Source organism: Aquidulcibacter sp. (genome assembly GCF_020253525.1).
Taxonomy (GTDB): domain Bacteria; phylum Pseudomonadota; class Alphaproteobacteria; order Caulobacterales; family Aquidulcibacteraceae; genus Aquidulcibacter.
On sequence record NZ_JADCBK010000167.1, the window covers coordinates 1 to 21,881 of the forward strand.

26 protein-coding genes are annotated in these 21,881 nt (G+C 56.2%); 5 read left to right on the top strand and 21 right to left on the bottom strand.

All coding sequences use genetic code 11. The annotated features are described in order from the left end of the window. Window positions 1–367: 367 nt before the first annotated feature. Together IOB61_RS16605 and IOB61_RS16610 are read left to right on the top strand one after the other, a co-directional pair. Complete coding sequence (locus IOB61_RS16605) at window positions 368–1,141, top strand: HesA/MoeB/ThiF family protein (protein WP_290819083.1); 774 nt, start codon at window positions 368–370, stop codon at window positions 1,139–1,141. Between the two features lie 3 nt (window positions 1,142–1,144). Beyond that, entirely contained in the window at window positions 1,145–1,723 is a 579-nt protein-coding gene (locus IOB61_RS16610; RefSeq protein ID WP_290819085.1) for a hypothetical protein, read from the top strand. On the opposite strand, the gene IOB61_RS16615 is transcribed toward IOB61_RS16610, so the two are convergent. From IOB61_RS16615 to IOB61_RS16665, 11 genes are all read right to left on the bottom strand, one after another. Then, window positions 1,720–2,121 carry a hypothetical protein gene (locus IOB61_RS16615; RefSeq protein WP_290819087.1) on the bottom strand — a complete coding sequence of 134 codons (402 nt, stop codon included), beginning with the start codon at window positions 2,119–2,121 and terminating at the stop codon, window positions 1,720–1,722. The genes IOB61_RS16610 and IOB61_RS16615 overlap by 4 nt on opposite strands. A 7-nt stretch (window positions 2,122–2,128) precedes the next feature. Further along, window positions 2,129–2,413: a DUF2312 domain-containing protein gene (locus IOB61_RS16620; RefSeq protein ID WP_085339911.1), complete on the bottom strand. Its 285-nt coding sequence runs from the start codon at window positions 2,411–2,413 to the stop codon at window positions 2,129–2,131. Window positions 2,414–2,484: 71 nt separating this feature from the next. Continuing rightward, window positions 2,485–3,474 (bottom strand): alpha/beta hydrolase, encoded by a 990-nt coding sequence (locus tag IOB61_RS16625; RefSeq protein WP_290819089.1) that lies wholly within the window; start codon window positions 3,472–3,474, stop codon window positions 2,485–2,487. Beyond that, entirely contained in the window at window positions 3,471–4,067 is a 597-nt protein-coding gene (locus tag IOB61_RS16630; RefSeq protein WP_290819091.1) for a tetratricopeptide repeat protein, read from the bottom strand. The genes IOB61_RS16625 and IOB61_RS16630 overlap by 4 nt, the downstream gene beginning before the upstream one ends. Window positions 4,068–4,099: 32 nt before the next feature. Next, window positions 4,100–4,717 carry an HAD family hydrolase gene (locus IOB61_RS16635; RefSeq protein WP_290819093.1) on the bottom strand — a complete coding sequence of 206 codons (618 nt, stop codon included), beginning with the start codon at window positions 4,715–4,717 and terminating at the stop codon, window positions 4,100–4,102. A 6-nt stretch (window positions 4,718–4,723) separates the two neighbouring features. Further along, the gene (gene ykgO, locus IOB61_RS16640) at window positions 4,724–4,849 is read right to left on the bottom strand and encodes a type B 50S ribosomal protein L36 (protein ID WP_085339923.1); all 126 of its coding nucleotides are present in this window, start codon (window positions 4,847–4,849) and stop codon (window positions 4,724–4,726) included. 90 nt (window positions 4,850–4,939) lie between these two features. After that, window positions 4,940–5,365 (bottom strand): DUF5360 family protein, encoded by a 426-nt coding sequence (locus IOB61_RS16645; protein WP_290819095.1) that lies wholly within the window; start codon window positions 5,363–5,365, stop codon window positions 4,940–4,942. Continuing rightward, the gene (locus tag IOB61_RS16650) at window positions 5,365–5,619 is read right to left on the bottom strand and encodes a hypothetical protein (protein WP_290819097.1); all 255 of its coding nucleotides are present in this window, start codon (window positions 5,617–5,619) and stop codon (window positions 5,365–5,367) included. Before IOB61_RS16650 ends, IOB61_RS16645 begins: the two co-directional genes overlap by 1 nt. Before the next feature lie 39 nt (window positions 5,620–5,658). Next, window positions 5,659–6,873, bottom strand: coding sequence for a beta-ketoacyl-ACP synthase I (gene fabB, locus IOB61_RS16655; protein WP_290819099.1), 1,215 nt, complete (start codon window positions 6,871–6,873; stop codon window positions 5,659–5,661). Between the two features lie 11 nt (window positions 6,874–6,884). After that, window positions 6,885–7,400, bottom strand: coding sequence for a bifunctional 3-hydroxydecanoyl-ACP dehydratase/trans-2-decenoyl-ACP isomerase (fabA, locus tag IOB61_RS16660; RefSeq protein WP_290819136.1), 516 nt, complete (start codon window positions 7,398–7,400; stop codon window positions 6,885–6,887). Window positions 7,401–7,501: 101 nt separating this feature from the next. Continuing rightward, window positions 7,502–8,038: an SH3 domain-containing protein gene (locus IOB61_RS16665; protein ID WP_085339918.1), complete on the bottom strand. Its 537-nt coding sequence runs from the start codon at window positions 8,036–8,038 to the stop codon at window positions 7,502–7,504. Between the two features lie 185 nt (window positions 8,039–8,223). Between IOB61_RS16665 and IOB61_RS16670 the strand changes: the two genes are divergently transcribed. Further along, a complete protein-coding gene (locus IOB61_RS16670) occupies window positions 8,224–9,210 on the top strand; it encodes a D-glycerate dehydrogenase (RefSeq protein WP_085339919.1) in 987 nt (328 codons plus the stop codon). Window positions 9,211–9,573: 363 nt separating this feature from the next. Here the strand turns inward: IOB61_RS16670 and IOB61_RS16675 are convergent, their stop codons facing one another. Continuing rightward, on the bottom strand, window positions 9,574–10,539 hold the full coding sequence (locus IOB61_RS16675) for a hypothetical protein (protein ID WP_290819103.1): 966 nt from the start codon (window positions 10,537–10,539) through the stop codon (window positions 9,574–9,576). Between the two features lie 346 nt (window positions 10,540–10,885). Here IOB61_RS16675 and IOB61_RS16680 point away from each other — a divergent pair, with 346 nt between their 5' ends. Then, on the top strand, window positions 10,886–13,111 hold the full coding sequence (locus IOB61_RS16680) for an alpha/beta fold hydrolase (RefSeq protein ID WP_290819105.1): 2,226 nt from the start codon (window positions 10,886–10,888) through the stop codon (window positions 13,109–13,111). A 945-nt stretch (window positions 13,112–14,056) separates the two neighbouring features. Here the strand turns inward: IOB61_RS16680 and IOB61_RS16685 are convergent. The 7 genes from IOB61_RS16685 to IOB61_RS16715 form a co-directional block, all read right to left on the bottom strand. Beyond that, window positions 14,057–14,818 carry an outer membrane beta-barrel protein gene (locus tag IOB61_RS16685; RefSeq protein WP_290819107.1) on the bottom strand — a complete coding sequence of 254 codons (762 nt, stop codon included), beginning with the start codon at window positions 14,816–14,818 and terminating at the stop codon, window positions 14,057–14,059. A 588-nt stretch (window positions 14,819–15,406) separates the two neighbouring features. After that, complete coding sequence (locus tag IOB61_RS16690; protein ID WP_290819109.1) at window positions 15,407–16,153, bottom strand: gamma-glutamyl-gamma-aminobutyrate hydrolase family protein; 747 nt, start codon at window positions 16,151–16,153, stop codon at window positions 15,407–15,409. Further along, on the bottom strand, window positions 16,150–16,608 hold the full coding sequence (locus IOB61_RS16695; RefSeq protein WP_367272868.1) for a GFA family protein: 459 nt from the start codon (window positions 16,606–16,608) through the stop codon (window positions 16,150–16,152). Before IOB61_RS16695 ends, IOB61_RS16690 begins: the two co-directional genes overlap by 4 nt. A gap of 12 nt (window positions 16,609–16,620) precedes the next feature. Continuing rightward, complete coding sequence (locus IOB61_RS16700; protein WP_290819111.1) at window positions 16,621–17,748, bottom strand: ABC transporter ATP-binding protein; 1,128 nt, start codon at window positions 17,746–17,748, stop codon at window positions 16,621–16,623. A gap of 3 nt (window positions 17,749–17,751) precedes the next feature. Beyond that, the gene (locus tag IOB61_RS16705; RefSeq protein WP_290819113.1) at window positions 17,752–18,582 is read right to left on the bottom strand and encodes an ABC transporter permease; all 831 of its coding nucleotides are present in this window, start codon (window positions 18,580–18,582) and stop codon (window positions 17,752–17,754) included. After that, a complete protein-coding gene (locus IOB61_RS16710) occupies window positions 18,582–19,478 on the bottom strand; it encodes an ABC transporter permease (RefSeq protein WP_290819115.1) in 897 nt (298 codons plus the stop codon). The genes IOB61_RS16705 and IOB61_RS16710 overlap by 1 nt, the downstream gene beginning before the upstream one ends. 130 nt (window positions 19,479–19,608) lie before the next feature. Continuing rightward, window positions 19,609–19,986: a RusA family crossover junction endodeoxyribonuclease gene (locus IOB61_RS16715; protein WP_290819117.1), complete on the bottom strand. Its 378-nt coding sequence runs from the start codon at window positions 19,984–19,986 to the stop codon at window positions 19,609–19,611. 271 nt (window positions 19,987–20,257) lie between these two features. Between IOB61_RS16715 and IOB61_RS16720 the strand changes: the two genes are divergently transcribed. Next, window positions 20,258–20,521: a hypothetical protein gene (locus IOB61_RS16720; RefSeq protein WP_290819119.1), complete on the top strand. Its 264-nt coding sequence runs from the start codon at window positions 20,258–20,260 to the stop codon at window positions 20,519–20,521. Here the strand turns inward: IOB61_RS16720 and IOB61_RS16725 are convergent. After that, window positions 20,518–21,033: a dihydrofolate reductase gene (locus tag IOB61_RS16725; RefSeq protein ID WP_290819121.1), complete on the bottom strand. Its 516-nt coding sequence runs from the start codon at window positions 21,031–21,033 to the stop codon at window positions 20,518–20,520. The two genes, IOB61_RS16720 and IOB61_RS16725, sit on opposite strands and share 4 nt — an antisense overlap. Before the next feature lie 23 nt (window positions 21,034–21,056). Beyond that, a complete protein-coding gene (locus IOB61_RS16730) occupies window positions 21,057–21,830 on the bottom strand; it encodes a ferredoxin--NADP reductase (RefSeq protein WP_290819123.1) in 774 nt (257 codons plus the stop codon). Between the last annotated feature and the right edge of the window lie 51 nt (window positions 21,831–21,881).

The following is a 21,881-nucleotide window of genomic DNA, read 5'->3' on the forward strand; positions in this document are numbered from 1 at the left end:
ATGCCGCTTCCCCACTTGTGGGGAAGCTGTCCCGAAGGGACTGAAGGGGTCGTTTTCATCTAGACCCATTTTGGTGGACCCGCTGTTTCACCAAAACGCGTCCAGATAAAAACCAGCCAAAACAATGTCATCCCCGACGGAACGCAGTGGAGAGCGGGGACCTCAGCGCATTTGCGCTCGGAGGTCCCCGATTGGCTGACGCCGTCCGGGAATGACATCGCCAGGGAAATTGACTTGATGACAAGCTTTCTGAAACACCCCTTCACCGCCCTTGACAGCATCGGCATCTAGGCAGACTTGTCGCCAAGGGGCACGCGGGGCTTTCCCCTCGCTTGCCATTGTGCACCGGGGCGGTCATCATGGTGGGATGAAAACAGGTTCTGTTCGCCTAGACCGGCATGCTCGGCATATTCTTCTCAAAGAGATTGGCGGCCCCGGGCAGAAGCGGCTGGCGGAGGCGACGGTGGCTTTGGTGGGCGTGGGTGGACTGGGTGCGCCCGCGGCGCTGTATTTGGCTGCAGCAGGGGTGGGGCGTCTCGTACTGATTGATCCCGATGTGGTTGAGCTTTCCAATCTGCAGCGACAAATCCTGTTTAGGACCGAAGATGTTGGTGTGGACAAGGTTCGCGCGGGGCAAGCAGCCATCCACCATCTTGATCCTGCCATTGAAGTAGAAGTTCAGGTTCAACGACTAGATGCAAGCAATGCCGAGCGCCTGATTGCGGGTGCCGACCTTGTGCTGGACGGGACAGACCAGTTTGAAACCCGCTTTGCCGTCAATGCCGCTTGCCATGCTTTGGGCATCCCGCTGGTATCGGGCGCTGTTGGTCGGTGGGATGGGCAAGTGGCGGTATTTGGCTCTGGCCTCAGCAAGACTGACCCGCATGGGCAAGCCTTGCCCTGCTATCGCTGCTTTGTGCCCGACATCCCGCCCCAAGCTGAGACCTGTGCGGAAATGGGCATTGTGGGCGCGCTGACGGGGATTGTTGGCTCTATGATGGCGCTCGAGGCCATCAAATGGCTGACCAAGGCCGGTAAGCCCTTGATGGGCCGGCTGTGGATGATGGATGGGTTGAGCGGGCAGAGCCGGACAGTGAGCCTGAAGGCTGACCCTGCCTGCCCCTGTTGTGGGATGGCTTGAGACATGCGGTTGGTGGGCTTTCTGGCTGCCTTTGGGCTTTATCTGGCTGCCCTGCCGGCCCAAGCGCAAACCCAAGATATGTGCGCTCTCTTGGCACGAAATCCCGGCTGGGCAGAGGCTGTGCGCTCTGCCTCTTTGACCTGGAAGGTCAGTCCCGGTGCGATTTTGACCGTGATTGATCAAGAAAGCCGCTTTCGGGCCACTGCTAAAGGCGATGGCGCGGTCGATGCCAATTCAATGCGCAATTTCGGCTTTGCCCAAGCCAATCTGCGGACATGGAATTGGTTCTTGAAAGATACGGGCCGCACGTCTGGCTCTCGGTCGAACTTTGCTCTTTCGGTGGATTTTGTTGGCTGGCACTTTACCAAAATGGAAGCCCGCACGGGTATTCCCCGCAGCCAATTTGTGCCCCATTATTTGATCTATAAATTAGGCGAGGGTGGCTTTCGTCGGGGCGCACCACCCCAAGCCCGCAGCCTTGCTTCAACCCTTCGCGTGCGGGCCGAGATGCATGATCGCAAGCTATTGACTTGTGGATTTGGTGCCGATGGCGACGATGGCGAGGAGGCTGCCCCCAATTAGTCGCTCTTTTTCGGCTTAAACCCTGTGGAGGTCAGGCCTGTTTTACGGGCGAGCGGTTTGCGCGGTTTGGCTGGCTTTGTGGGCTTTGCCGCGCTGGCGGCTTTGGGCTTGTCTTTGGCCTTAAAGCCCGCGCGAGGTTTCTGGCCGCCCTCGGCCTCACCCTTTTTGCTGATTTGTCGGACTTTGAGGCCTTGGCGCAATGAGAGCGGGGCGCTCAACTGGCCTTTATCGGGATCGGCAAAGGCGGAGCCGAATTTCGTAAGGCGTTCTTCAACGCTGCCCAGAAATTCGGCCTCCCAATCGGTTAGACCCTCTTTACTCAATTTCGCCTTATCTGCCGCCCGTTTCAGGGCCGACAGGGCGCGCTTGGTTAGGGCAGGGTCAACCCGTCGCGACAAAAAGGCCTCAGATTTCGCCGACGGCTTCCAGATAAAGGTCGAGCATCATTTCAGCCTCTGCCCGATCATTGGCGTCTTGCTTGCGCAAGCGGATGACGGCACGTAGCGCCTTGGTGTCAAAGCCCAAGGATTTGGCTTCGCCATAGACTTCCTTGAGCTGCTCGGCCAATTCGGCTTTTTCGGTTTCCAAGGTTTCGATGCGGGCAACAAACTGGCGCAGTTTTTCCTTGGACGACGAGGTCAAGGCTTGGGGGGCGGAAACGCGGTTGTCGTCATCATCGGCATCATACATGGTTGGAACCTCAAAGCATCAATCAGGGCTGGTCTTAACCATCCTTCTAGCCTGCCTACGCCAAGGTGCAATCAGGGCTCTGCACGAAATTGGGCAGAACTTGCCTCATACACAGTATCGGTCGCATGGGCGCGGATGATGCCTGCCACGAGGTCGGGGTCGACCCAATGGGGCATATGGCCAGCCTGAGGTACGCGGTAGCTGTCTGCATGGGGAATGTCGCGTTTGAGGCCTGCCGCATGAATGCTATTATAAACAATGACATCACCTTGGCCTGACACGATGGTGACGGGCAATTTGAGGCTGCTATAGCGCACTGCCTGTTTGCCCATTTCCGCACTGCCAATCACCATATCTTCGGCATTGGCCTTATAGGCTTTGGAGCGGAAGAAGAGGGGCGTGCCAATCTTATCGCCATAATCGGGCGGATTAACGGGGCCGGGGGCAAAGCCGCGCGCGATGCCCTTGGGGGCAAGCTTGGGCCCAAGCAGTGGCGGCAAGGTCCAGACGAGGAGGTCGCCAATGACGGGCCAGACGGCAATGCGGTTTAAGAGGCTGGTCGACTTCTCCCACGGGTGCGATGCAGGGGCCAGAAGCACCAGCGCCTTGACCAGTTCTGGATGATCCAAGGCCAAGCGCAGGATAACACCCGAGCCCCAGGAGTGACCAACCGCAACCACAGGGCCAGATGCGGTTTGGCGCACAATATCGGCCATAAAAGCTGCCTGTTCGCCCAAAGTGGCCGCGTCCTTTGGCCGTTCTGAATAGCCAAGCCCCGGGCGGTCTGGCGCGATCAGACGTAAATCCGTGAGGTGGTGGCCGAGGGCTGAGATGAGTTCGCGCCCATTAGAGGCCGCGCCATGGACCATCAGAATTTCGGGGCCAGCGCCTTGTTCAATCACATGGGCCTTAACCCCGCGCGCAGTCACAAAGCGGCCTAAGGGGGGCCAAGACCGCTCAATCAAAGCGAGCCGCAAGATGATCGAAATGAGCATAAAGACGATCAGGGCTGCGGCCAGCACCAAAAAGGGCATGAGGCGGGCGAGGAGGTCAGGGCTCACAGCGATAATCCGTCCAGTCGGGCTTCCATGCGGATCAGGCCGCGCTTCGCCCCGTCCAGATAGGGGTGCAAGAATAAGGCTTCACGATAGGCTGCTTCGGCACCGCGATAATCCCCCAGATCCTCGCGCACAAGGCCAAGGCCCGTCCAAGCGGCAAAATGGCGGGGCTCTATGCGTAGCGCCCGCTTCAACAGCGATTCAGCTTGCACAAGGTCGCCATCATCATAGGCAAGGGTGGCGAGGCGCGCCAAGCCTTCGGCATAATTGGGGTCCAGTTCTGTCACCCGTGTGAGCGCCTTGCGCGCCGTTTCGGTATCCTCAGCTTCCATCGCCAGACTGGCGCTTTCCATCAGAAAATTGATGGTGGGCGAGGCATTGCGCGTCAAGATCAGATAAATCTCGCCCTCATAGCGGGCGGCCTCTTCCACCGATCCACTCTTTGCCAAGGCCTCATAATAGGTTTTCAGCTTTTGGGCCGGCGGGGGGTCATAGACGGTCGGATTATCGACCTCCGGTGTCACGGCACCGGGCACAACCGGGACCGCAGCCGCAGGCAGGAGAAATAGAAAGGGCAAAAGGCGCAAGAACCGCATCGGCTTAGCTTTCCTCTAAACCGACATGTCCGTCAAACGGGAAGACCCGCCTCGCGCATGGCAAGCCGCAGAGCCTCGGGTTCGGTGAACAAATGGGTCACAAAGCCATAAGAAGCAGCAGCAGCGATATTGGCAGGCGAATCGTCGGTGAAGAATACTTCTTCAGCCGCAAGGCCACCCATGCGTTTCAGGCTAATATCAAAGATGGGCTTTAAGGGCTTGGCGGTCTTTTCATCGCCCGAGACGATAATGTCTTTGAAGTGGCGGGGAAAATCAAACGGGCCAAAGCAGGTTTCCACCATTTCGCTTGGCATATTGGTCAAGACATATTGCGGGACTTGCGCGGCGGCGAGCTCTTTCACCAAGTGGGTTGAGCCTGTGATTTCGCCGGTTATCATCTCCGCAAAGTCTGTCTTCCAAGCAGCAATTTCTGCGGCAAATTCGGGGAATTGCGCTTGTCTGGCGGGAATCGTATCGGCCATGGCTTGGCCTTCGTCATGCAGCATATGCCACGACATCGGGCAAACATGGTCGAGAAAATAGTCGAGGCGGTCGGGATCTGGAATCAAGCGCGCATAGAGTTTGCGCGGCGACCAGCCGACTAACACATTGCCATAATCGAAAAGAACTGCGCGGATCGGCGCAGACACGCGCAATTAGCCCTGCTTGGCTTTAAAGCGTGGGTCGACCTTATTGATGACATAGACCCGACCCTTACGGCGCACGACCTGACACGCTGCATGGCGGGTCTTCAGTGATTTGATAGAGCTCTTCACTTTCATGGTCGTATTCCAAAAGGTGGCGCGCAACGTGGGCGCTGTTAAGGTGACGTCTTTAGAGAGCGGCGCTGATACGTGCCAGCGCGGGAGAAGTCAATTCGCAGACGCAGAATTTACGGCCATTTCTCGCACCAGACTGGGCAAAAATACCAGTGGCCAAACCACCAGAACCGCATTCATGCCAAACCAAACGGCGTCAACCTCGCCCAAGAGCAGCCAATAGCCACACGCCATGCCCCCCGCCACAATGGTGAGGATGAGGGAAATGAGGGCAAGGGGCCGCCAAATCGGGTTGCCTTGGCTTGCCGCACGCACCGCCCATAGGCCGGTAATCGAGAAAGCAATATCAAGGGGAAAGAAAGACCAGTTCCAAGCCACCACACGAGGGTCATGAGCATGGGCATAGAGCCAGTCACTGGGGATTTGGATCAGGCCCACACATTCTAACAGCGCCACACTCCAATAGAGCATGAAAGCAACATCGGTTGCCGTCAGGGCCCATTTGAGCGAGGGGCGCATCACTTCTTGTCCTTTTTCTCATCCGGGCAAATGATCACGGCATGGGCCGCACCCCAGCAGGTTTTCTTGCCGATCAGATAATTGATCTCAAACTTTGAGGCCAAATAATAATTGGTGCGCTTGATAGGCAAAAGGCTTGCCGCATCCAAACTCAGCTTATCCTGCTCGCGCATGACTTCGCGCAACCGTTGCTCGGTCGGGTTAGAATAGAAGAGCGCACCAAGCACGATCAGAAGGAAGAGGAGGAATCGCATGCTCCCATTGAGCCCCAAGTTTGTGACGGGAAAATGGCGCTAGATTTTTGAGAACATTAAAGTTGCATTGGTGCCGCCAAAGCCGAAGGAATTGGACATGGCGGTCTCAATCTCAATGTCTCTGCGCGCCCTCAGGATCGGCAGATCGGCAAAGTCGGGGTCGATCTCGTCAATATGGGCGCTTTCACAGGCAAAGCCTGCTTGCATCATCAATAGGCTATAGATGGCTTCTTGGGCCCCTGCAGCGCCCAAGGAGTGGCCCGTCAGTGATTTGGTTGAGGAGATGAGCGGGATATTGCCCGCAAAGACTTCACGAACTGCGCCCACTTCTTTGGTATCGCCCACCGGGGTCGCGGTGCCGTGCGGGTTCAGATAATCGACCTTGCGACCACCCGACATCTCTAAAGCTTGGCGCATACAGCGCACTGCGCCTTCGCCCGAGGGGGCGACCATGTCGTGACCGTCAGAGGTCGCGCCATAGCCCGTCAGTTCGGCATAGATTTTAGCGCCGCGCGCCTTGGCCCGGTCATAGTCTTCCAGCACCAACATGCCGGCCCCACCTGCAATCACAAAGCCGTCGCGGTTCTTATCATAAGCGCGCGAGGCCCGTGCCGGGGTGTCATTATAGGAAGAAGACATCGCCCCCATGGCGTCAAACAGAATCGACAAAGTCCAGTCGAGGTCTTCGCTGCCGCCTGCAAACATCACATCCTGCTTGCCCCAAGCAATGCTCTCATAGGCATTGCCGATGCAATGGGCGCTGGTCGCACATGCTGAGCTAATCGAATAATTGACGCCCCGGATCTTGAACCAAGTCGCCAAGGCAGCCGAGACGCCAGAACACATGGCTTTGGGCACCGCAAAGGGGCCAACGCGTTTGGGTGAGCCCGTCTCGCGGGTCTTGTCCGCAGCCCCAACAATGGCTTTGGTAGAAGGGCCGCCAGAGCCTGCAATAATGCCGGTGCGCTCATGGCTGACTTCGTGGGGCTCAAGACCTGCATCGGCAATGGCTTGTTCCATCGCAATATGGCCCCAGCCCATGCCCTCGGACAAAAAGCGCGCGGCGCGCCGGTCGACTAAGGTTTCCCAATCGAGATTAGGGCGGGCTTGTACTTGGCATTTAAAGCCGTGATCGGCATGTTCTTGCGCGAAACTTATGCCTGATTTAGCCGCCCGCAGGCTTTCGGTTACTTCTGCGGTGTCATTGCCAATCGATGACACGATGCCCATCCCAGTTACGACAACACGACGCATCGCTTTTTTCCTTATAGGGCGTCTGGCTGAAACAGTCCGACGCGCAAGTCTTTTGCAGTGTAGATAACCTTGCCATCAGCCAGAACTTGGCCATCGGCAACCCCCAGAATCAAACGCGATTTGAAGACGCGCTTAATATCGATCTCGTAGCGGACGAGTTTGATGTCATTGGTGATCTGGCCGGAGAATTTAACTTCGCCAACGCCCAAAGCGCGGCCTTTTCCAGGCAAGCCTGACCAGCCCAAATAGAAGCCCACCAATTGCCACATGGCATCCAAGCCCAAACAACCGGGCATAACGGGGTCGCCTTTGAAGTGGCAGTCAAAGAACCAGAGACCGGGATTTACATCCAATTCGGCTTCGATCCGCCCTTTGTCATAGGCCCCGCCTGCCTCGGTGATGGTGGTGATTCGGTCCATCATCAGCATGTTGGGAAGTGGCAATTGGGCATTGGCAGGACCAAATAATTTGCCTTCGCCACACGCGATCAGCTGCTCATAGCTATAGGAAGAGGCGCGTGCGGGGATGGTGCTGTCGGTGGTCTGCGTCAAAGGGATGCCGTCCTGTTACAAAATGTTTCACAAGGGCGTTAGCATGGCGCAAGGCCATTCGCCAAGCACGCTATCCTCTAGGGATGGCGCGAATTGTCAGCGCCCCAAAGCTCAGAAGCTGGCACCCACCCTTTGAAGCGGCCGGCCTTTACCTCGCGCCAGCCTGGACGTTCCTCTGTGATTTCAACGATCACGCCGTCAGAAATATAGGCGACAATGCGCGTGTCGCTGCTGGGATTGGCCCGCATGGCGACGCGCATATCGCGGGCAGGGCGTGCAATGCCGGTGCGCCGACCGTCTAACATCCGCTTATGCACCCAACTCACAGCCCCATCTGGGTCTTCAATGCGCCGCCAATCATCGGTCTCGGCAACCACGCGAACAGGCAGGCCTTTGCGCTTATAAACCCAACGGACCGGATAGGCCTTATTGGGCCCTGCACGGCCATTAATGTTGGAAAATTTTAAGGAAACAAAGCGCGGCACAGGCTGCCCGGACGGTGTTTCCCCCGCTAAGCGGTTAAAGGGGGGAAAGCCTCCGGCAATCGCATAGGTGGCCCATAGGCTAGAGGTTGCCAATGCAAGGCTGGCGAGGATGGCTTTCACTTTACCCATCGTGCGCAACTACTTCCCAAACAACGACTTTATCGCGTTCCCTGACAAAGCCTACCCAGATTTCATCTGGCCGATGAAGGTGAACAGCGTCTTAATTTAGAGGGTAAAATTGTCTGTAAGCACCAGATTTCAGCGTTCACTGCGATGTCGCTTGGCGTCTGCGCTTTGCCTTGCTACACAGGGCTATGCCCCAGTCAAAACTCAAAGTCATCGTCACCCGCAAACTGCCAGAACCCGTCGAAACACGGATGGCAGAATTGTTTGATACCGAATTGAACGCGACCGACACGCCTATGACCTATGAACAATTGGTCGATGCTGTCAGCCGCGCCGATGTTTTGGTGCCGACGGTGACCGATAAGATCGACAGCAAAGTCTTGTCGCGCGCCGGCGAACGCTTGCGCCTGATCGCCCAATTCGGGGCTGGCGTTGATAATATGGATGTGGCGACAGCCATTCAGCGCGGCATTACCGTGACCAATACGCCGGGCGTTTTGACCGAAGATACTGCCGACATCACCATGGCCTTGATTCTGGCTGTCCCGCGCCGCCTGATGGAAGGGGTGCGCGTGGTGGAAGCCGATGGCTTTGAAGGCTGGTCGCCAACTTGGATGTTGGGTCGCCGGGTGGCGGGCAAGCGTCTGGGCATTGTGGGCATGGGGCGGATTGGCCAAGCCGTCGCCCGACGCGCTAAGGCCTTTGGCCTACAGATTCATTATCATAACCGCCGCCGTGTCTCTGCCGCGATTGAGCAAGATTTGGAGGCGACCTATTGGGAAAGCCTCGACCAAATGCTGTCGCGGATGGACATTATCTCGGTCAATTGCCCCCATACGCCTGCGACCTATCACTTGCTCTCGGCGCGGCGCCTGCAATTGATGAAGCCCAGCGCTTATTTGGTGAATACCGCCCGCGGCGAGGTGATTGATGAAGCCGCCCTTGCCCGTATGCTCGACAAGGGCTTGTTGGCCGGTGCTGGCCTTGATGTGTTTGAGCATGAGCCTGCGATCAATCCCAAGCTCAAAAAACTCTCCAACGTCATGCTCCTGCCGCACATGGGCTCTGCCACGATGGAGAGCCGCACCGAAATGGGCGAGAAAGTCATCATCAATATCAAAACCTTCGCCGACGGCCACAAACCCCCCGACCGCGTTATCCCAGCGATGTTGTAGGGGGGGCTCCCGTCGCGCCGTAGGGTGCATTCCGACCGGAATGCACCGTGGTCAAGCAATTCCAAACATCGTCGATGCGGGGCCTTCGCCAGAACACTTGGAACGCCTTCAAGCCTCGCTCTGCTTGCCTTGAACCCATATCGTGCGCCCCCAACTCGAACATGGCCTTTGCCAAAGCAGAGCCTGCGGCGCAGGCGGTCCCAAGCGTAAACAACCAAAATCAAGACTAAAGGGGACGGGATGGTGCAGTCCGGTTGGACTGCACCCTACGGTGCGGAGGGCATCAGTGGAAGCATTATAAGTATAGATCCGGCGGCTAGTGCGTAGCCGCGTGCGCTTCATTTTCGAACTTGGCTCGTACCTTCAGTTGGGTGGAAAGAGGGGATACACGCGCTCCATCAGTGCTGCATAGTAGTCTGTTCGCCCCGCCGCCGCTGCCTCGAGATCGGCAAGGTCAAGTGCAAAACCGCAAAGTGGCGCATCTATCAATGGAGCGCAGTCCCGTTCTAAGCTATCGCTAAGGATAGTAATGGTACCTTTGAGTGATACAGCAACGCGCCGTGTCATCCATGAATTGACAGAAAACGCAGCATCGCGAACGACCATTGCTTTAATAAACTCAATCCACTCTTCGTGCGTTTGTGGCTCGGGTAGCCCTAACTGCACGGCCGTATTAGGAACCGCTGTTTCATCCCAGCCATATTGGTGGCGGTAAACAAATGTCCGGTCGGCCACAAAGCTGTTTAGGCGTGTTTTCCCAATATGCGTTACGGCCGCACTCGAAATAACTGCATGGCGGGGCGCATTAAAGGCCAGTTTATCGGGGCCAATGCGGTCCCAATCAAGATCGGTGGAACTCTGGGTGCGCTCGGTGGCGACATTTACCCAAGCACCGTATCCTCGTCCACCAGCCACAAACAAAAGGTGTGCCCAAAGGCCGTCTGCACATTGAAAAGCGAAGGTCGTGCCGGGTTTCCAGGAGTTCTCAATTAAATCGTGCTGCTTTACCGCCTCTTCGATAACGCCTTCTAATGCAATCTCAAAACCAATTTCAAGAATGCTCCGGCTTGGCTTCAATAAGGTGATGGCGTCGTGCGCTGCGGCTAAGCTTTCCGCGTCCAATGCCACTGGAACATATACATACAGAACATTGCCTTGAAGGGAACAACTCCACTCTGGGCAGTTCCGAGAAAGTACGTCTGTGAAGCCCTTGAGCTTACTTTTAGAACCTTCATAGACAACTCGCACAAACCGTGTCTGACCGTGAACATCAATGGGCACACGCGCCAAAAGTTCAGCCGCTTCAGCTATTGTCAGAGAGTTTGTCACAGCTTTAGTGCGTCCTTCGTCTTTGTTCAGTTGCGAACTTGTGAAACCTGAAGTGCCCTAAACTCCATCACTAACATCACGGTGTTCGACATAGGTGATTTGATTTCGTAGCATGCAGTCCGACTAGGCTTTCTCTAGTGAATGTCTGCTGATAGGCATGGTCAACAAAACCTTTCGTGACCTAGCTTCGGCGCTGCACGTCGTAGGGTGCGTTCCGGCAGGAATGCTCCAAGGTCAAGCCATACCGCTAGCACAGCACCGTGCGCACCTAAAATCTCCCCCCTTGCCATCTCAATTCTAGGCAATAAGCTGACCTGATTGAATCGGGTTTAAGTAGGATTGTAACATGACGAATGGGGTGGTGGGTCGATTGGTGGTGGCGGCTTGTGCTGCCATGGTTTTCGGGTTGGGTAGCGGGGGTACAAACGAAGCTTTGGCCCAAACACAGGGTCAGGCCCAAGCCCAAGCCCAAGCTGCGCCGGATGTGGTTCCCAATGTGTATCAACGGCCCAGATTGGATGAGTTTTGGGGTGGGTCATTCTTTCTCGATGCGGATGTTTCCCCCAATGGACGGGTTCTGGCGACGGTAAAGTACGTCGGCGAGGAATCGGCGATTGAGCTTTATGACATGCAAGAAGCGCGGACGAAGCGGGCCGGTGGGCTCGACATGCCCTTCCATATCTATGAAATGGAGTGGAAGGACCAAAACCGCCTTTTGTTGACCGGCTGGGATCGTGAGGATCGGATTGGGGTCTGGATTTGGACGATTGGGGAAGCGCGCGCCAAAAAGCTCGTCCGTTTTGATGCCCAAGATGATGATTATGCCCCTGATCCGAAATTCGATACCGAGGAAGAGGCACGCACCTTCTATATGAATCGCGATGATGCGCGCCGGGCCAAACCGCGTCCCGATCGCACTTGGTTGGTTTCTCGCCTCGATGCCGATCCCAATTCTGTCATGGTCGGCACCCGCTTTGACAATGTAGATCGGCTGGTTTCAGTAAATCTGACAACGTTCGAGACCAAGACCCTCGATGAGGCAACGCCCGACTATTGGACGGACTGGTTTATCTCCAGTGCGGGGGTACCCTTGATCCGGCGCGAACAGGCCCGGCTTGGGTCCTCGGTACGCTTGACCCGCTTAGCCCAGGGCGCAACACCGGCGAGCACTTTGGCTGAATTTCCCTTTGAGGAGCATTTTGGCTTTGACGTGATTGGCCCTTCGGCCAAGCCCGATCATGTCACGGTCCGCGCCAGACGCGGCAATGATGAGCTCGCCGCCATTTATGATTATGATGTCATCAACAAGACTTTCTCTGAACCGCGCATCCAGTCCGCCAAATATGATATGGCCGATGCCATTTTGGATGCGAACAATGTCCTGATCGCAGGCGTTGAAGCGGGCCGGGGGTCGCAATTTGTCGCGCTGGATCCCAAGAATAAGGCGCGATTTGAAGAGATTCAAAAGCGCGCCCCTGCGGGCAGCACCATTCGGGTGCGGTCCATCTCGGCCGATGATGGCTTATGGACGGTGCAGACCGAGTCCCCCGTTGATCCGGGCAGTCTGTGGGTGCATGACGCGCGCTTTAACCGCATGCTGAAAATTGGGCAGACCGATCGCGTCTTGAATGAAACCAGCATCGGGACAGCGACTTGGGTGGACTATCAAGCCCGCGATGGTTTGGCGTTAGAGGCCTTGTTGCTGGCCCCGGTTGGCGCGCAAGAAACCATGATGCCTTTGGTCGTCATGCCCCATGGCGGCCCACATGGGGTTTCAACCAATCAGGATTGGGACCGTTTAGCCGCCTTCTTGACCAGCCGCGGCTATTTGGTAGCCCAGCCCAATTTCCGGGGCTCTGGCGGCAAAGGGCGCAGCTTTGCCTTGGCGGGCTATCGCCAATGGGGCGGGCGCATGCAGGATGATGTGACCGATCTGGTCGGCCATCTGGTCAAAACAGGCCGGGTTGATCCAAAGCGGGTTGCGATCGTTGGCGGTTCCTATGGCGGCTATGCGGCCTTGGCAGGGGCGGCCTTGACGCCCGACCTTTATCAATGTGCAGCCTCGCTCAATGGGGTGGCTGACTTGAATACCCATATTGAATGGGTCGCTCGGTTCTCAAACCCGATTTCCTTAGCCTTCTGGAAGCGGACAATGGGTGACCCCGCCGTGGATCGCGCCGCCATGGACCGGGTCTCGCCGCTGAAACAAGTCAATGCCATCAAAGTCCCGATCCTTTTGCTGGCAGGCGATCTCGACGACACCGTGGACCCCAAGAATAGTCAGCTGATGTTTGATGCGCTCAGTGCCGCGAAGAAGCAGGCGCGTCTGGTGCGCTTCCCCCGCATGAAACATTCGCCATCGCGCTATACAGACTCTGCCAATGTCTATGGCGAGATGGATTATTTCCTGCAGAATTGTATCGGATCGGAAAAGCTCACCTCCGGTCCCCCCGCTAATCGGGCGCATAAGCGGGAGGCTTTGGTGATTTCTGATACAATGGCTCCGGTTCCGTCTACCAAAGGGCGGGGTGGTGCAGGGGGTGGGTCGATGGCAGGGGATGATGGAGACTGATCTGCGCGGTCCTTTTCTTTGCGGGGGTGGGTATGAGCCTGATCCGACTGTCGATTTTTGTCCTGTTTGTCGCGGCAAGTCAGTTGCCACAACCTTGCTTCGCTCAGAAGGCGGATGAACCTGCGGACGTCCCAATATTGCTCGAACCATATCCACATCCGTCCAGCATGGAAGTTGTCACCACCTTTACATGCTGGGGCAAAAGGGGCCGAATGGTCACCACGGTGGGCGGTTATGATTTTAATAATCCGCTTAGTGTCTCTATGAAGCTAAAGTCGTTGGACTTCGGAGGGCGTATGCCCACCGCAGATGTTGATCGTCTCAACAATCAATTGGCCGACATATGGGTCGATACTATCCGGCCTGAATGCTTGCACCGGTCCATGCCAGGGGTAAGACTTGGTTTTTACTCAGTCACAAATGACTCTGAATACAGGCGATACAAGGCTCTGCTTGCTACCTTTATTCCCGGCAAGCCTGTAAGTTTTGTAAACAATGTAACTGGCGAACGTAGGTCTCATCAGGACCATTAGCGTGCTTTTCGCGCACATTGGTTCATGTGCGCAGCAAGGCTTTGGTGGTGCCGCCGACGGGGAAGCCTTTCGGTCTGGACCCATTTTGGTGGAAACGCTGTTTCACCAAAATGGATGATCGAGGATGTCGCAAAAACAATTTCGTTTGCGGTTTGGTGGGCCGGAAGGATCACCAAAACGCTTCCAGACGAAAAGAAATCCAAAAAATGTCATCCCCGCCGGAACGCAGTGGAGAGCGGGGACCCCATGGGACTTTGCGCTCGGAGGTCCCCGATTGGCTGACGCCATCGGGGATGACCTCATCAGGGGACTTTGAGGCCTCAAGGCCATGGGTTGTCTAATCCTAGCTAAAGGGCCGCGCAGCTGGTGCTACGCGGCCCTCTGATCACTGAATTTATGCTTGGATGATCGCCTAGAAGGCAAACAACAGGCCGAGGCGGACTTCCCCGCCGCGATAATCGGTGCGGGCGACATAATCGATGCCGTTCAAAGCTGCGATCCCGCGAACGGTCGAATTACCAGCGGCGGTCACTGTGCTATCGCCGAGGTCTGTATACAGATATTCACTGCGCAGAATGATCCCATCATTAATCTGGAACTCTGCCCCTGCACCCAGTGTCCAGCCGGTGAGGGTCTCTTCATTAGCCCCATTCCAAGCCACGGTCGGCGCACCATTGGCAACCACGGATGCCTTGGTTTCAACTTGAGCAAAGGCTAGGCCGCCCGTACCATAAACAAAGATTTCGTCGGTCAATGAGGTGCCCAGTCTGCCGCGCAACGATCCGCGCAGGCTGTATTCCTTGGTGGCAGAAGTTGTGATGCCAGCTGGGGCGAGGCCCGGAATGGGGGCACCAGAGAATGAAGCCGATTTAAAGTCACCGCCGCCAATCACATCGGCTTCCACACCCCAAACCAGCGCGCCATCGCTGCTAAAATTGAGGCCAAGCACGCCACCATAGGTAACACCCTCGACCTTTGGCTTCAGTTGGCGCGGCGCAATATTGGGCACCAACGTGTTGAAGGCAGTTGTGCCAATCGTATCAACATTGCGTTCGGTGCCGATTTGGCTGCCGATCACAACGCCACCATAGAGGCCACTATCTTTGGCCAAGGCGGACCCGGAACTCAAACACAAGGCGATTGCGGCCGTTGCGGCCAGTAAAGTTCTACGCATATTTAGCCTCCAAGTTGCAAAAAGGAGTCGCGCGAAACGCGACTGGAAATCAGGATTCCAGCCGGTCAGTTAGGTTTTCAATCTTTGGGGTCAAATTACAAATAGTTTAACTTTGGGTAACAGGCTCGTGAGCGACTTGTTATCTGTGAAACGTGTTGTCGCTGCAGCGACACTGCGAGTTTGCGGGGGAGGGTGTGTCCGAGGTTTTGGGAGCGGGGGATGAGTTTTATCTATGCGCTCCCCTCTCCCCTTGGGAGAGGGGAAAGGGGTGAGGGCTTGTGGGGCACAAAAGCTGATTGTGTTCTGGGGCTTAGGGCTGGCCCTCATCGTTTCATTTTTGTGAGCGTAAGCCCTCACCCCCGCCCCCTCTCCCATAAGGAGAGGGGAGTTCCCCCCAACAACGTCATCCCCGCCGGAACGCAGTGGAGAGCGGGGACCTCAGGGGACTTTGCGGCGCAAGATCCCCGATTGGCTGGCACCATCGGGGATGACATCATCGGGGGGCTTTGCGGCACACGGCCCGCATCAGCTTCGCCGTCTTGGATGACAGCAGATGGAAAACACTCGCTAGGCCGCCAACCCGGCCCCTTAAAGCGATCCACCCCGCAAGACGCGACCCATCAAGCCAAAAAGCTTGCGGCTGTTCTCATTGGCTTCGGGCTTCCACTCAGGGTGCCATTGCACGGCAAGGACAGGGCCGCCGCGGGCGGTGCTGGAAAAGGCTTCCACCACGCCATCGGGCGCGCGGGCCTCTACACGCAGGTCTTTCCCGAGTTTGTCCACGCCTTGATAATGGACCGAATTGACCTTGATCGTGGCTTGGCCGATGGCGGCAAGGATGGCCCCGCCTTCTTCCAGCGTTACGTCATGTTCATGGGCAAACATCGCATCAAAGCTAACCCCATCAGGGGCATGGTGTTGCAGGGCGCGTGTAGGGGCGGCCATGTCGCGCCGCAGCGTGCCGCCAAAATGGACGTTGAGTTCTTGAAAACCCCGACAAATGCCAAAAACGGGCTTGCCAGCCTTCAGCATCACATCGGCTAAGGCCATCGCCATTTCATCGCGATTGGGATCAAACGGCCCGGGTGCGTCTTCACTATCTTCGCCATAGCGGTGGGGCTGCATGTTGGAGGGCGAGCCCGTTAACAACAGCCCGTCGAGGCGGCTTGCCACGGTTTCTGCGTCGACAAAGGCGGGCAGGGACGGGATGAGGAGCGGGATCGCATCCACATGCGGGCTGACGCCATAGAGATAGCGCTCCATCACCGCTTGGGCATATTCGGTGCCAACATGGCGCTGGCAGCAAATCATGCCGAGGATAGGTCGTGCGTTCATGTGGATCGAGCCATAAATTCTTGGATGAGGCCGCCAAATTTCTCATGCGGCGGGAACTTCTCATAGGCGTGCGGGGCGCCAATCTCAACCCAGTCGAGCTTTTCGGCGGTGCAGGTCTCGAGGAAGGGCGGGCTCTGATCGGGCTCATCAAACATCGTCGCGCGCACATTGATGAAGTCACCAATGGTGGACGACACTTTGGTAAAGACCCAACTGGAGCATTCGGGGCAGACATAATGGACGGGGCTGGCCTTCATGCCGCCTTGCACCGGATTGCCGGAAAGCAGCTCAAAATTCGCCCCAGCATACATTTCGCTTAAAGAGAATGCGCTGGCCGTCATGCGCTGGCAGCCCTTGCAATGGCAAGCCATGGTGAGAAGGACGGGCGGCTTGGCTTGAAAACGGACTTGGCCACACCGACATCCGCCCAGCTTTCCTTGCATCTTATCTTCCATCTGTGTGCACGTTTAGCTCTGCAGCAAGACAGGGCTATCGCCATGCCAACGCAGCCAGACTTCATCATCCCAGGTGAAGTCCTCTTGATCCCAGCGCGACAAATTGGGGCGCGAGACCTGCATACGCCGCCCATTAATCAAGTCGATCTCGTAAATGCTTTCGCTGCCAAGATAGGAAATCTGGCGGATGGTTCCTGCCGTGACATTGCAGCCCGAAGGCGCGTCTTCAGGGGTCGGTGGGGTAGAGCCCTCTTCACGCTTGAGGAGTTCAATCTTTTCTGGGCGAATGCCGACCCACATTTTCTCGCCACCCGCACCCGAGACGCCATGGTCAAAGAAGATCCGCCCGCCCAATTCTTCGGACTGGACGATGGCATGGTCGGGCTCGTCAACTTCCAACGTTCCTTCAAACAAATTCACGCTGCCAATGAAATCGGCCACAAATTTGTTGGCAGGAAATTCGTACAGGTTCGAGGGTGTGGCCGTTTGCATCAGCTTGCCGCGGTCCATCACGGCGCAGCGGCACGCCATGGCAAGGGCCTCGTCCTGATCATGGGTGACCATCACAAAGGTAATGCCAATCTTGTCTTGCAGCTCGGCCAGTTCAAAGCGCATGGCTTCGCGGAGTTTCGCATCGAGCGCGCTTAACGGCTCGTCCAACAGGAGAACTTTGGGCTTTTTGACGAGCGCGCGGGCCAAGGCCACGCGCTGGCGTTGACCGCCACTCATTTGATCTGGCTTGCGCTCGGCCAGATGATCCAGCTTCACATCGGCCAAGGCGGCCATGACGCGACCATATTGGTCGGCCTTGGCGACATTGTCGAACTTCAAGCCATAGGCGACATTTTCAAACACCGTCATATGCGGGAAAACGGCATAGGATTGAAACACCATATTCACCGGCCGCTTATTGGGCGGGATGGTCGACACATCGACGCCATCGATGAAAATCTTGCCTTCGCTTGGCATTTCAAAGCCCGCCAACATGCGCAGCAAGGTCGTCTTGCCGCAGCCGGAAGGGCCCAAGAGGGCAAAGAACTCACCGCGCGGGATTTCCAACGTCACGCGGTCAACCGCGGTCACCTTGCCATAGCGCTTGGTAACTTCTTCGACCCGAATAATGGTGTCACGATCACTCATGATTTAGCTCTCTTTGGTGGTGGCGGCTTGGGCGCGCAAGGCAAGGACGGTGGCGAGCACCGTGATCAGAATGATGATGGTAGAGGCGGCATTGACCTCTGGCGTGACCGAGAAGCGCACCATGGAATAGACCTTGACCGGGAAGGTGATGGTACCAGGCCCGGAGGCAAAGAAGGTAATCACAAAGTCATCCAGCGACAGGGTGAAGGCCAGAAGGCCACCGGCGATCAGGCCGGGCTTCATATGGGGCACGATCACATCGCGGAAGGCTTGATAGCGCGAGGCCCCCAAATCCAGGGCTGCCGCTTCCAGCTCTGGATTAAAGCTCTCTAACCTTGCCCGCACCACAATGGCGACAAAGGGGAAAGCAAACGTCACATGGGCCAAAATGATCTGGGTCAGATTGAAGGGATAGGGCAGATCATTGGGAAAACCAATCTTGGCAAAGAACAGCAAGACCGCCACGCCAAAGCAGATTTCAGGCACCACAATCGGCAGGCTCATCCCACTTTCAAGGGGGCCTTTGAAGGGAAATTTGAAACGCCAGAAGGCAAAGGCCATTAAGGCCCCCAGCACGATCGAAATGATGGTGCACACCCCTGCGATCAACAGCGAGTTGAGCAAAGCTTCGCGCAGTTGCGTGTTCTCAAAGGCCTTTACATACCATTTGAGCGTGAAGCCCTTCCAGACAATATTGGCTTTGGAATCGTTGAAACTGAATAGGATCAGGATCATCAACGGTGTGTAGAGGAAGATAAACACCCCGGCCAACCACGCCTTCATGGCTGGCATATTGAGGTAGTCTAAGGGCGCGCGGGCGACTTTCTTGGCCATTAGTGTGCGCCCACCTTTCCGCCCTTGCGCTCCATAAAGGCGCGAATGGCAAAGAAGATCAGCGTGATATACATCAGGATGAAGGACAAAGCCGCCCCAAATGGCCAGTCATTGGCGCGCTTGAATTGTCGTTCAATCAGGCTGGCGATCATCAAATCATCCGGCCCGCCCAACAGGTCGGGCGTCAGATAGGCGCCTAGGGCCGGGATAAAGGTAATCACAAGACCGGCCGCGATACCCGGCGCTGCCAGTGGCACGATGATGCGGCGGATGGTTTCCAAATGGCCTGCGCCCAAATCAAGGCTCGCCTCAATCAGGCTTTTGTCCAAGCGGTCAAGCGCGGCATAGAGGGGCAGGACCATGAAGGGCAAATGCACATAGACAAGGCCCACCACCACCGCGAACTTGTTGTAAAGTAAGGGCAAGGGTTCAAACGTGCCCATCGGCAGCCCTGTGAGGGCCAGAAGGCCATGCACCCCCTCAAGCCCGGAATTGATCACCCCAGAGGTGCGCATCACAGCAATCAGCGCATAGGTCCGGATCAACAGATTGGTCCAGAAGGGCAGCATGACTAACAGCAAAAGCCACATCTTTTGCTTCTCATCGGCAAAGGTCATGGCGAGGGCGACGGGGAAAGCGACCACAAGGCAAATGATCGTGGTGATGAAGGCAAGGACGACGGAATCGCCCATCACTTTCAGAACTTCCGGGGAAAAGGCTTTGGCATAATTGGCAAATGTTCCGGTGATCGCGATATCAACCGGACCAACGTTTTCGCCGACGGAATAGGCCCAAACAATGGCCATCGGCACGACAAAAAAGATCATAAACCAGATGACCGGCAGCGCGATGGTCGCACCGAAAAAGGTCTTATCTTCGCGCCAATCTTGCATCATCCGCCCTCATGAAGCTTGTCACGATATTTCAAACGCATACAGCGAAGTCTGTCGAGGGCAATTCAGTCATTTTACTGACTTTGTTGTAACAAATTGTATCTATGCCACGGTGTTGGGCACGAGCGTTGGACTACGCCTGATGGCCCCGTGGCCAAGCACGTACCAAAACCCGCTCTGACTCTGCCCAGCGCTTTTCCACAACTAGCCGCATGACTTGCGCATCATCAAAGAAAACCGCACCCTTAATGCCGTCGAGGACCGCTTTTGCCACATTGTCGAGGTCGATGGCTGGGTAGTCGCGATTGAGATCGATCAGGATTTCGACCTCAAACTCCCCGTGCCGGGGGCGAATCTTCATTTCCGTGCGCAGCAAGCGGTCCAGCTTCTGCTTATAGACTTTGGATTGGGAGGTAACTTCCAAGATCAGGAATTCAGCCAAGGGTCCGATCTGGCGACCCTTGGTTGCACCACTGCCGCGCCAAGGCTCTTGTGACTCTGGCTCTGGCATGGACTCGCTCACCTGGCAGAAGAACTGAATGCGCCCATCATGTCGGTCCAACCGGGCTTTAGCAAGATGAGCTCGGCAATTGAGAGCGCGAGCGCGATTGGTTGAATTTAAGGCATTGAGAAAGTTCAGTCAGGTAATGAAATTAGTTTCTGCACTTGCATGCAAGTTCTCAGCAACTATTTGTAAATTATCTTACGCGTAAGTTAGGTTTCAACATTAAACACCCCTTTTCGGCCGGATTCCTTTTTAGAGTTTGACAGTGGAGGCGAAGATGCAAAATTCCCGCACCCAAGAAGAACAGTCCCAATTACTCGGCGTTCGCATTGATGCCGATGTTGCCCTGCGCATGACACGCACCCTGTGGGACGTGTTGAGCAGCCACGATCCGGTATTGGGCGAAAAGCTTGCCAGCGCCTTGCAGGCCGAAATTGACAGTGTCGCCTTGCAAGAAGAATTGGATGAAGGCGGCAAGCCCGGCAATGATGGGGCGACGCTGCAGATTCTGCGTCTCTATCAGGGCACCCAAGCGGCTTAAGCGGCCCGATCCAACACGCGAACCACAAAATCGTGGTCATCCTTTGGCCCTGCATGGAAGTGTGTGCGCGAGGTCTCGGTCCACGCGCTTTCATCCAGAGCTGGAAAAACAGCATGGCCTTCTGGCGCGGCATCGACATCGGTTAAATAGAGCCGGTCGGCGAAGGGCAGGGCCTCAGCATAGATTTGCCCGCCACCAATCACACAGATTTCGCTTTGCTGGGTGGCCTTTGCCATGGCTTTGGCCGCTTCGATTGCTACGCCGAGGCTTGTCCATACACTGGCACCAGGTGCCACAAAATCAGTATCACGCGTGATGACCAAATTTGGCCTGCCGGGCAGGGGGCGGCCAATCGAATCCCATGTCTTGCGGCCCATGATGACAGGCTTGCCCAAGGTGACGGCTTTGAAGTTTTTCAGGTCACTGCCCAAACGCCACGGCAAGTCATTATCAACCCCAATCACATGATTGCGGCCACGCGCGACAATGAGGCAAAGCTTGATGGTCTCCATGGTCGAGGCCTAGCACCAATCGCTCAGCCGACAAATGCCTTTTCATAGACAAATTGCCCGGGCTGGCTGACCGAGCCCTCGGTGAAGCCTGCTTCTTCAAACATGGTCTTGCAGGAGGCGAGCATTTCCATCGAGCCGCAAATCATGCCGCGATCTTCGTCTGGATTAAACGGTGGCAGATTATGCTCTTTAAAGAAGCTGCCATCAGCGACGCGGGCGGGCAGGCGGCCTTTGGGGTTTTGGGCTTCCCGTGTGGCGGCCGTATCATGGATGAGTTTACCAGCCTCGATATACTCCCCGACCAAAGGATCTTCCTTCAGGCTTGCCACCAACTCTATCCCATAGGTCAGCTCATCTGAAGTCCGGCACGTATGGGTCAGGATGACCTCGTCAAAGCGCTCATAGGTTTCAGGATCGCGGATCAGGCTGGCAAAAGGGGCAATGCCCGTCCCCGTCGCCACCATATAGAGCCTTTTGCCGGGCAAGAGCGCATCGAGCACCAAGGTGCCGACCGGTTTGCGCCCGACCAGCACAGTTTGTCCCACTTCAATGTTGCAGAGCTTGGACGTCAAAGGCCCATCGGGCACTTTGATGGAGTAGAATTCCAATTCCTCATCCCAATTGGGGCTCGCAATCGAATAGGCCCGCACCAAAGGCTTGCCCGCAATTTCCAAGCCCATCATCACAAACTCCCCCGTCCGAAACCGGAAGGCTGGGGCGCGGGTGGTGCGGAAACGAAAAAGGCGGTCGGTATAGTGCTGGACATCCAGCACGGTTTCAGTGGTAAAGGCGGACACGGGGATAAAGCTCTCTGATTAGTCTTCTGCCCTTCAGATGGGCGAAAACGG

What these genes read in the sequence shown, in the direction of transcription:
- IOB61_RS16610 (WP_290819085.1), top strand. Translation starts at nt 1,145, where the DNA reads ATGCGGTTGGTGGGCTTTCTGGCTGCCTTTGGGCTTTATCTGGCTGCC.
- ykgO (WP_085339923.1), bottom strand. Translation starts at nt 4,849, where the DNA reads ATGAAAGTGAAGAGCTCTATCAAATCACTGAAGACCCGCCATGCAGCG.
- IOB61_RS16650 (WP_290819097.1), bottom strand. Translation starts at nt 5,619, where the DNA reads ATGCGATTCCTCCTCTTCCTTCTGATCGTGCTTGGTGCGCTCTTCTAT.
- IOB61_RS16700 (WP_290819111.1), bottom strand. Translation starts at nt 17,748, where the DNA reads ATGAGTGATCGTGACACCATTATTCGGGTCGAAGAAGTTACCAAGCGC.
- IOB61_RS16715 (WP_290819117.1), bottom strand. Translation starts at nt 19,986, where the DNA reads ATGCCAGAGCCAGAGTCACAAGAGCCTTGGCGCGGCAGTGGTGCAACC.
- IOB61_RS16685 (WP_290819107.1), bottom strand. Translation starts at nt 14,818, where the DNA reads ATGCGTAGAACTTTACTGGCCGCAACGGCCGCAATCGCCTTGTGTTTG.
- IOB61_RS16645 (WP_290819095.1), bottom strand. Translation starts at nt 5,365, where the DNA reads ATGCGCCCCTCGCTCAAATGGGCCCTGACGGCAACCGATGTTGCTTTC.
- IOB61_RS16680 (WP_290819105.1), top strand. Translation starts at nt 10,886, where the DNA reads ATGACGAATGGGGTGGTGGGTCGATTGGTGGTGGCGGCTTGTGCTGCC.
- fabB (WP_290819099.1), bottom strand. Translation starts at nt 6,873, where the DNA reads ATGCGTCGTGTTGTCGTAACTGGGATGGGCATCGTGTCATCGATTGGC.
- IOB61_RS16605 (WP_290819083.1), top strand. Translation starts at nt 368, where the DNA reads ATGAAAACAGGTTCTGTTCGCCTAGACCGGCATGCTCGGCATATTCTT.
- IOB61_RS16705 (WP_290819113.1), bottom strand. Translation starts at nt 18,582, where the DNA reads ATGGCCAAGAAAGTCGCCCGCGCGCCCTTAGACTACCTCAATATGCCA.
- IOB61_RS16695 (WP_367272868.1), bottom strand. Translation starts at nt 16,608, where the DNA reads ATGGAAGATAAGATGCAAGGAAAGCTGGGCGGATGTCGGTGTGGCCAA.
- IOB61_RS16725 (WP_290819121.1), bottom strand. Translation starts at nt 21,033, where the DNA reads ATGGAGACCATCAAGCTTTGCCTCATTGTCGCGCGTGGCCGCAATCAT.
- IOB61_RS16710 (WP_290819115.1), bottom strand. Translation starts at nt 19,478, where the DNA reads ATGATGCAAGATTGGCGCGAAGATAAGACCTTTTTCGGTGCGACCATC.
- IOB61_RS16665 (WP_085339918.1), bottom strand. Translation starts at nt 8,038, where the DNA reads ATGGGTAAAGTGAAAGCCATCCTCGCCAGCCTTGCATTGGCAACCTCT.
- IOB61_RS16720 (WP_290819119.1), top strand. Translation starts at nt 20,258, where the DNA reads ATGCAAAATTCCCGCACCCAAGAAGAACAGTCCCAATTACTCGGCGTT.
- IOB61_RS16690 (WP_290819109.1), bottom strand. Translation starts at nt 16,153, where the DNA reads ATGAACGCACGACCTATCCTCGGCATGATTTGCTGCCAGCGCCATGTT.
- IOB61_RS16670 (WP_085339919.1), top strand. Translation starts at nt 8,224, where the DNA reads ATGCCCCAGTCAAAACTCAAAGTCATCGTCACCCGCAAACTGCCAGAA.
- IOB61_RS16620 (WP_085339911.1), bottom strand. Translation starts at nt 2,413, where the DNA reads ATGTATGATGCCGATGATGACGACAACCGCGTTTCCGCCCCCCAAGCC.
- IOB61_RS16630 (WP_290819091.1), bottom strand. Translation starts at nt 4,067, where the DNA reads ATGCGGTTCTTGCGCCTTTTGCCCTTTCTATTTCTCCTGCCTGCGGCT.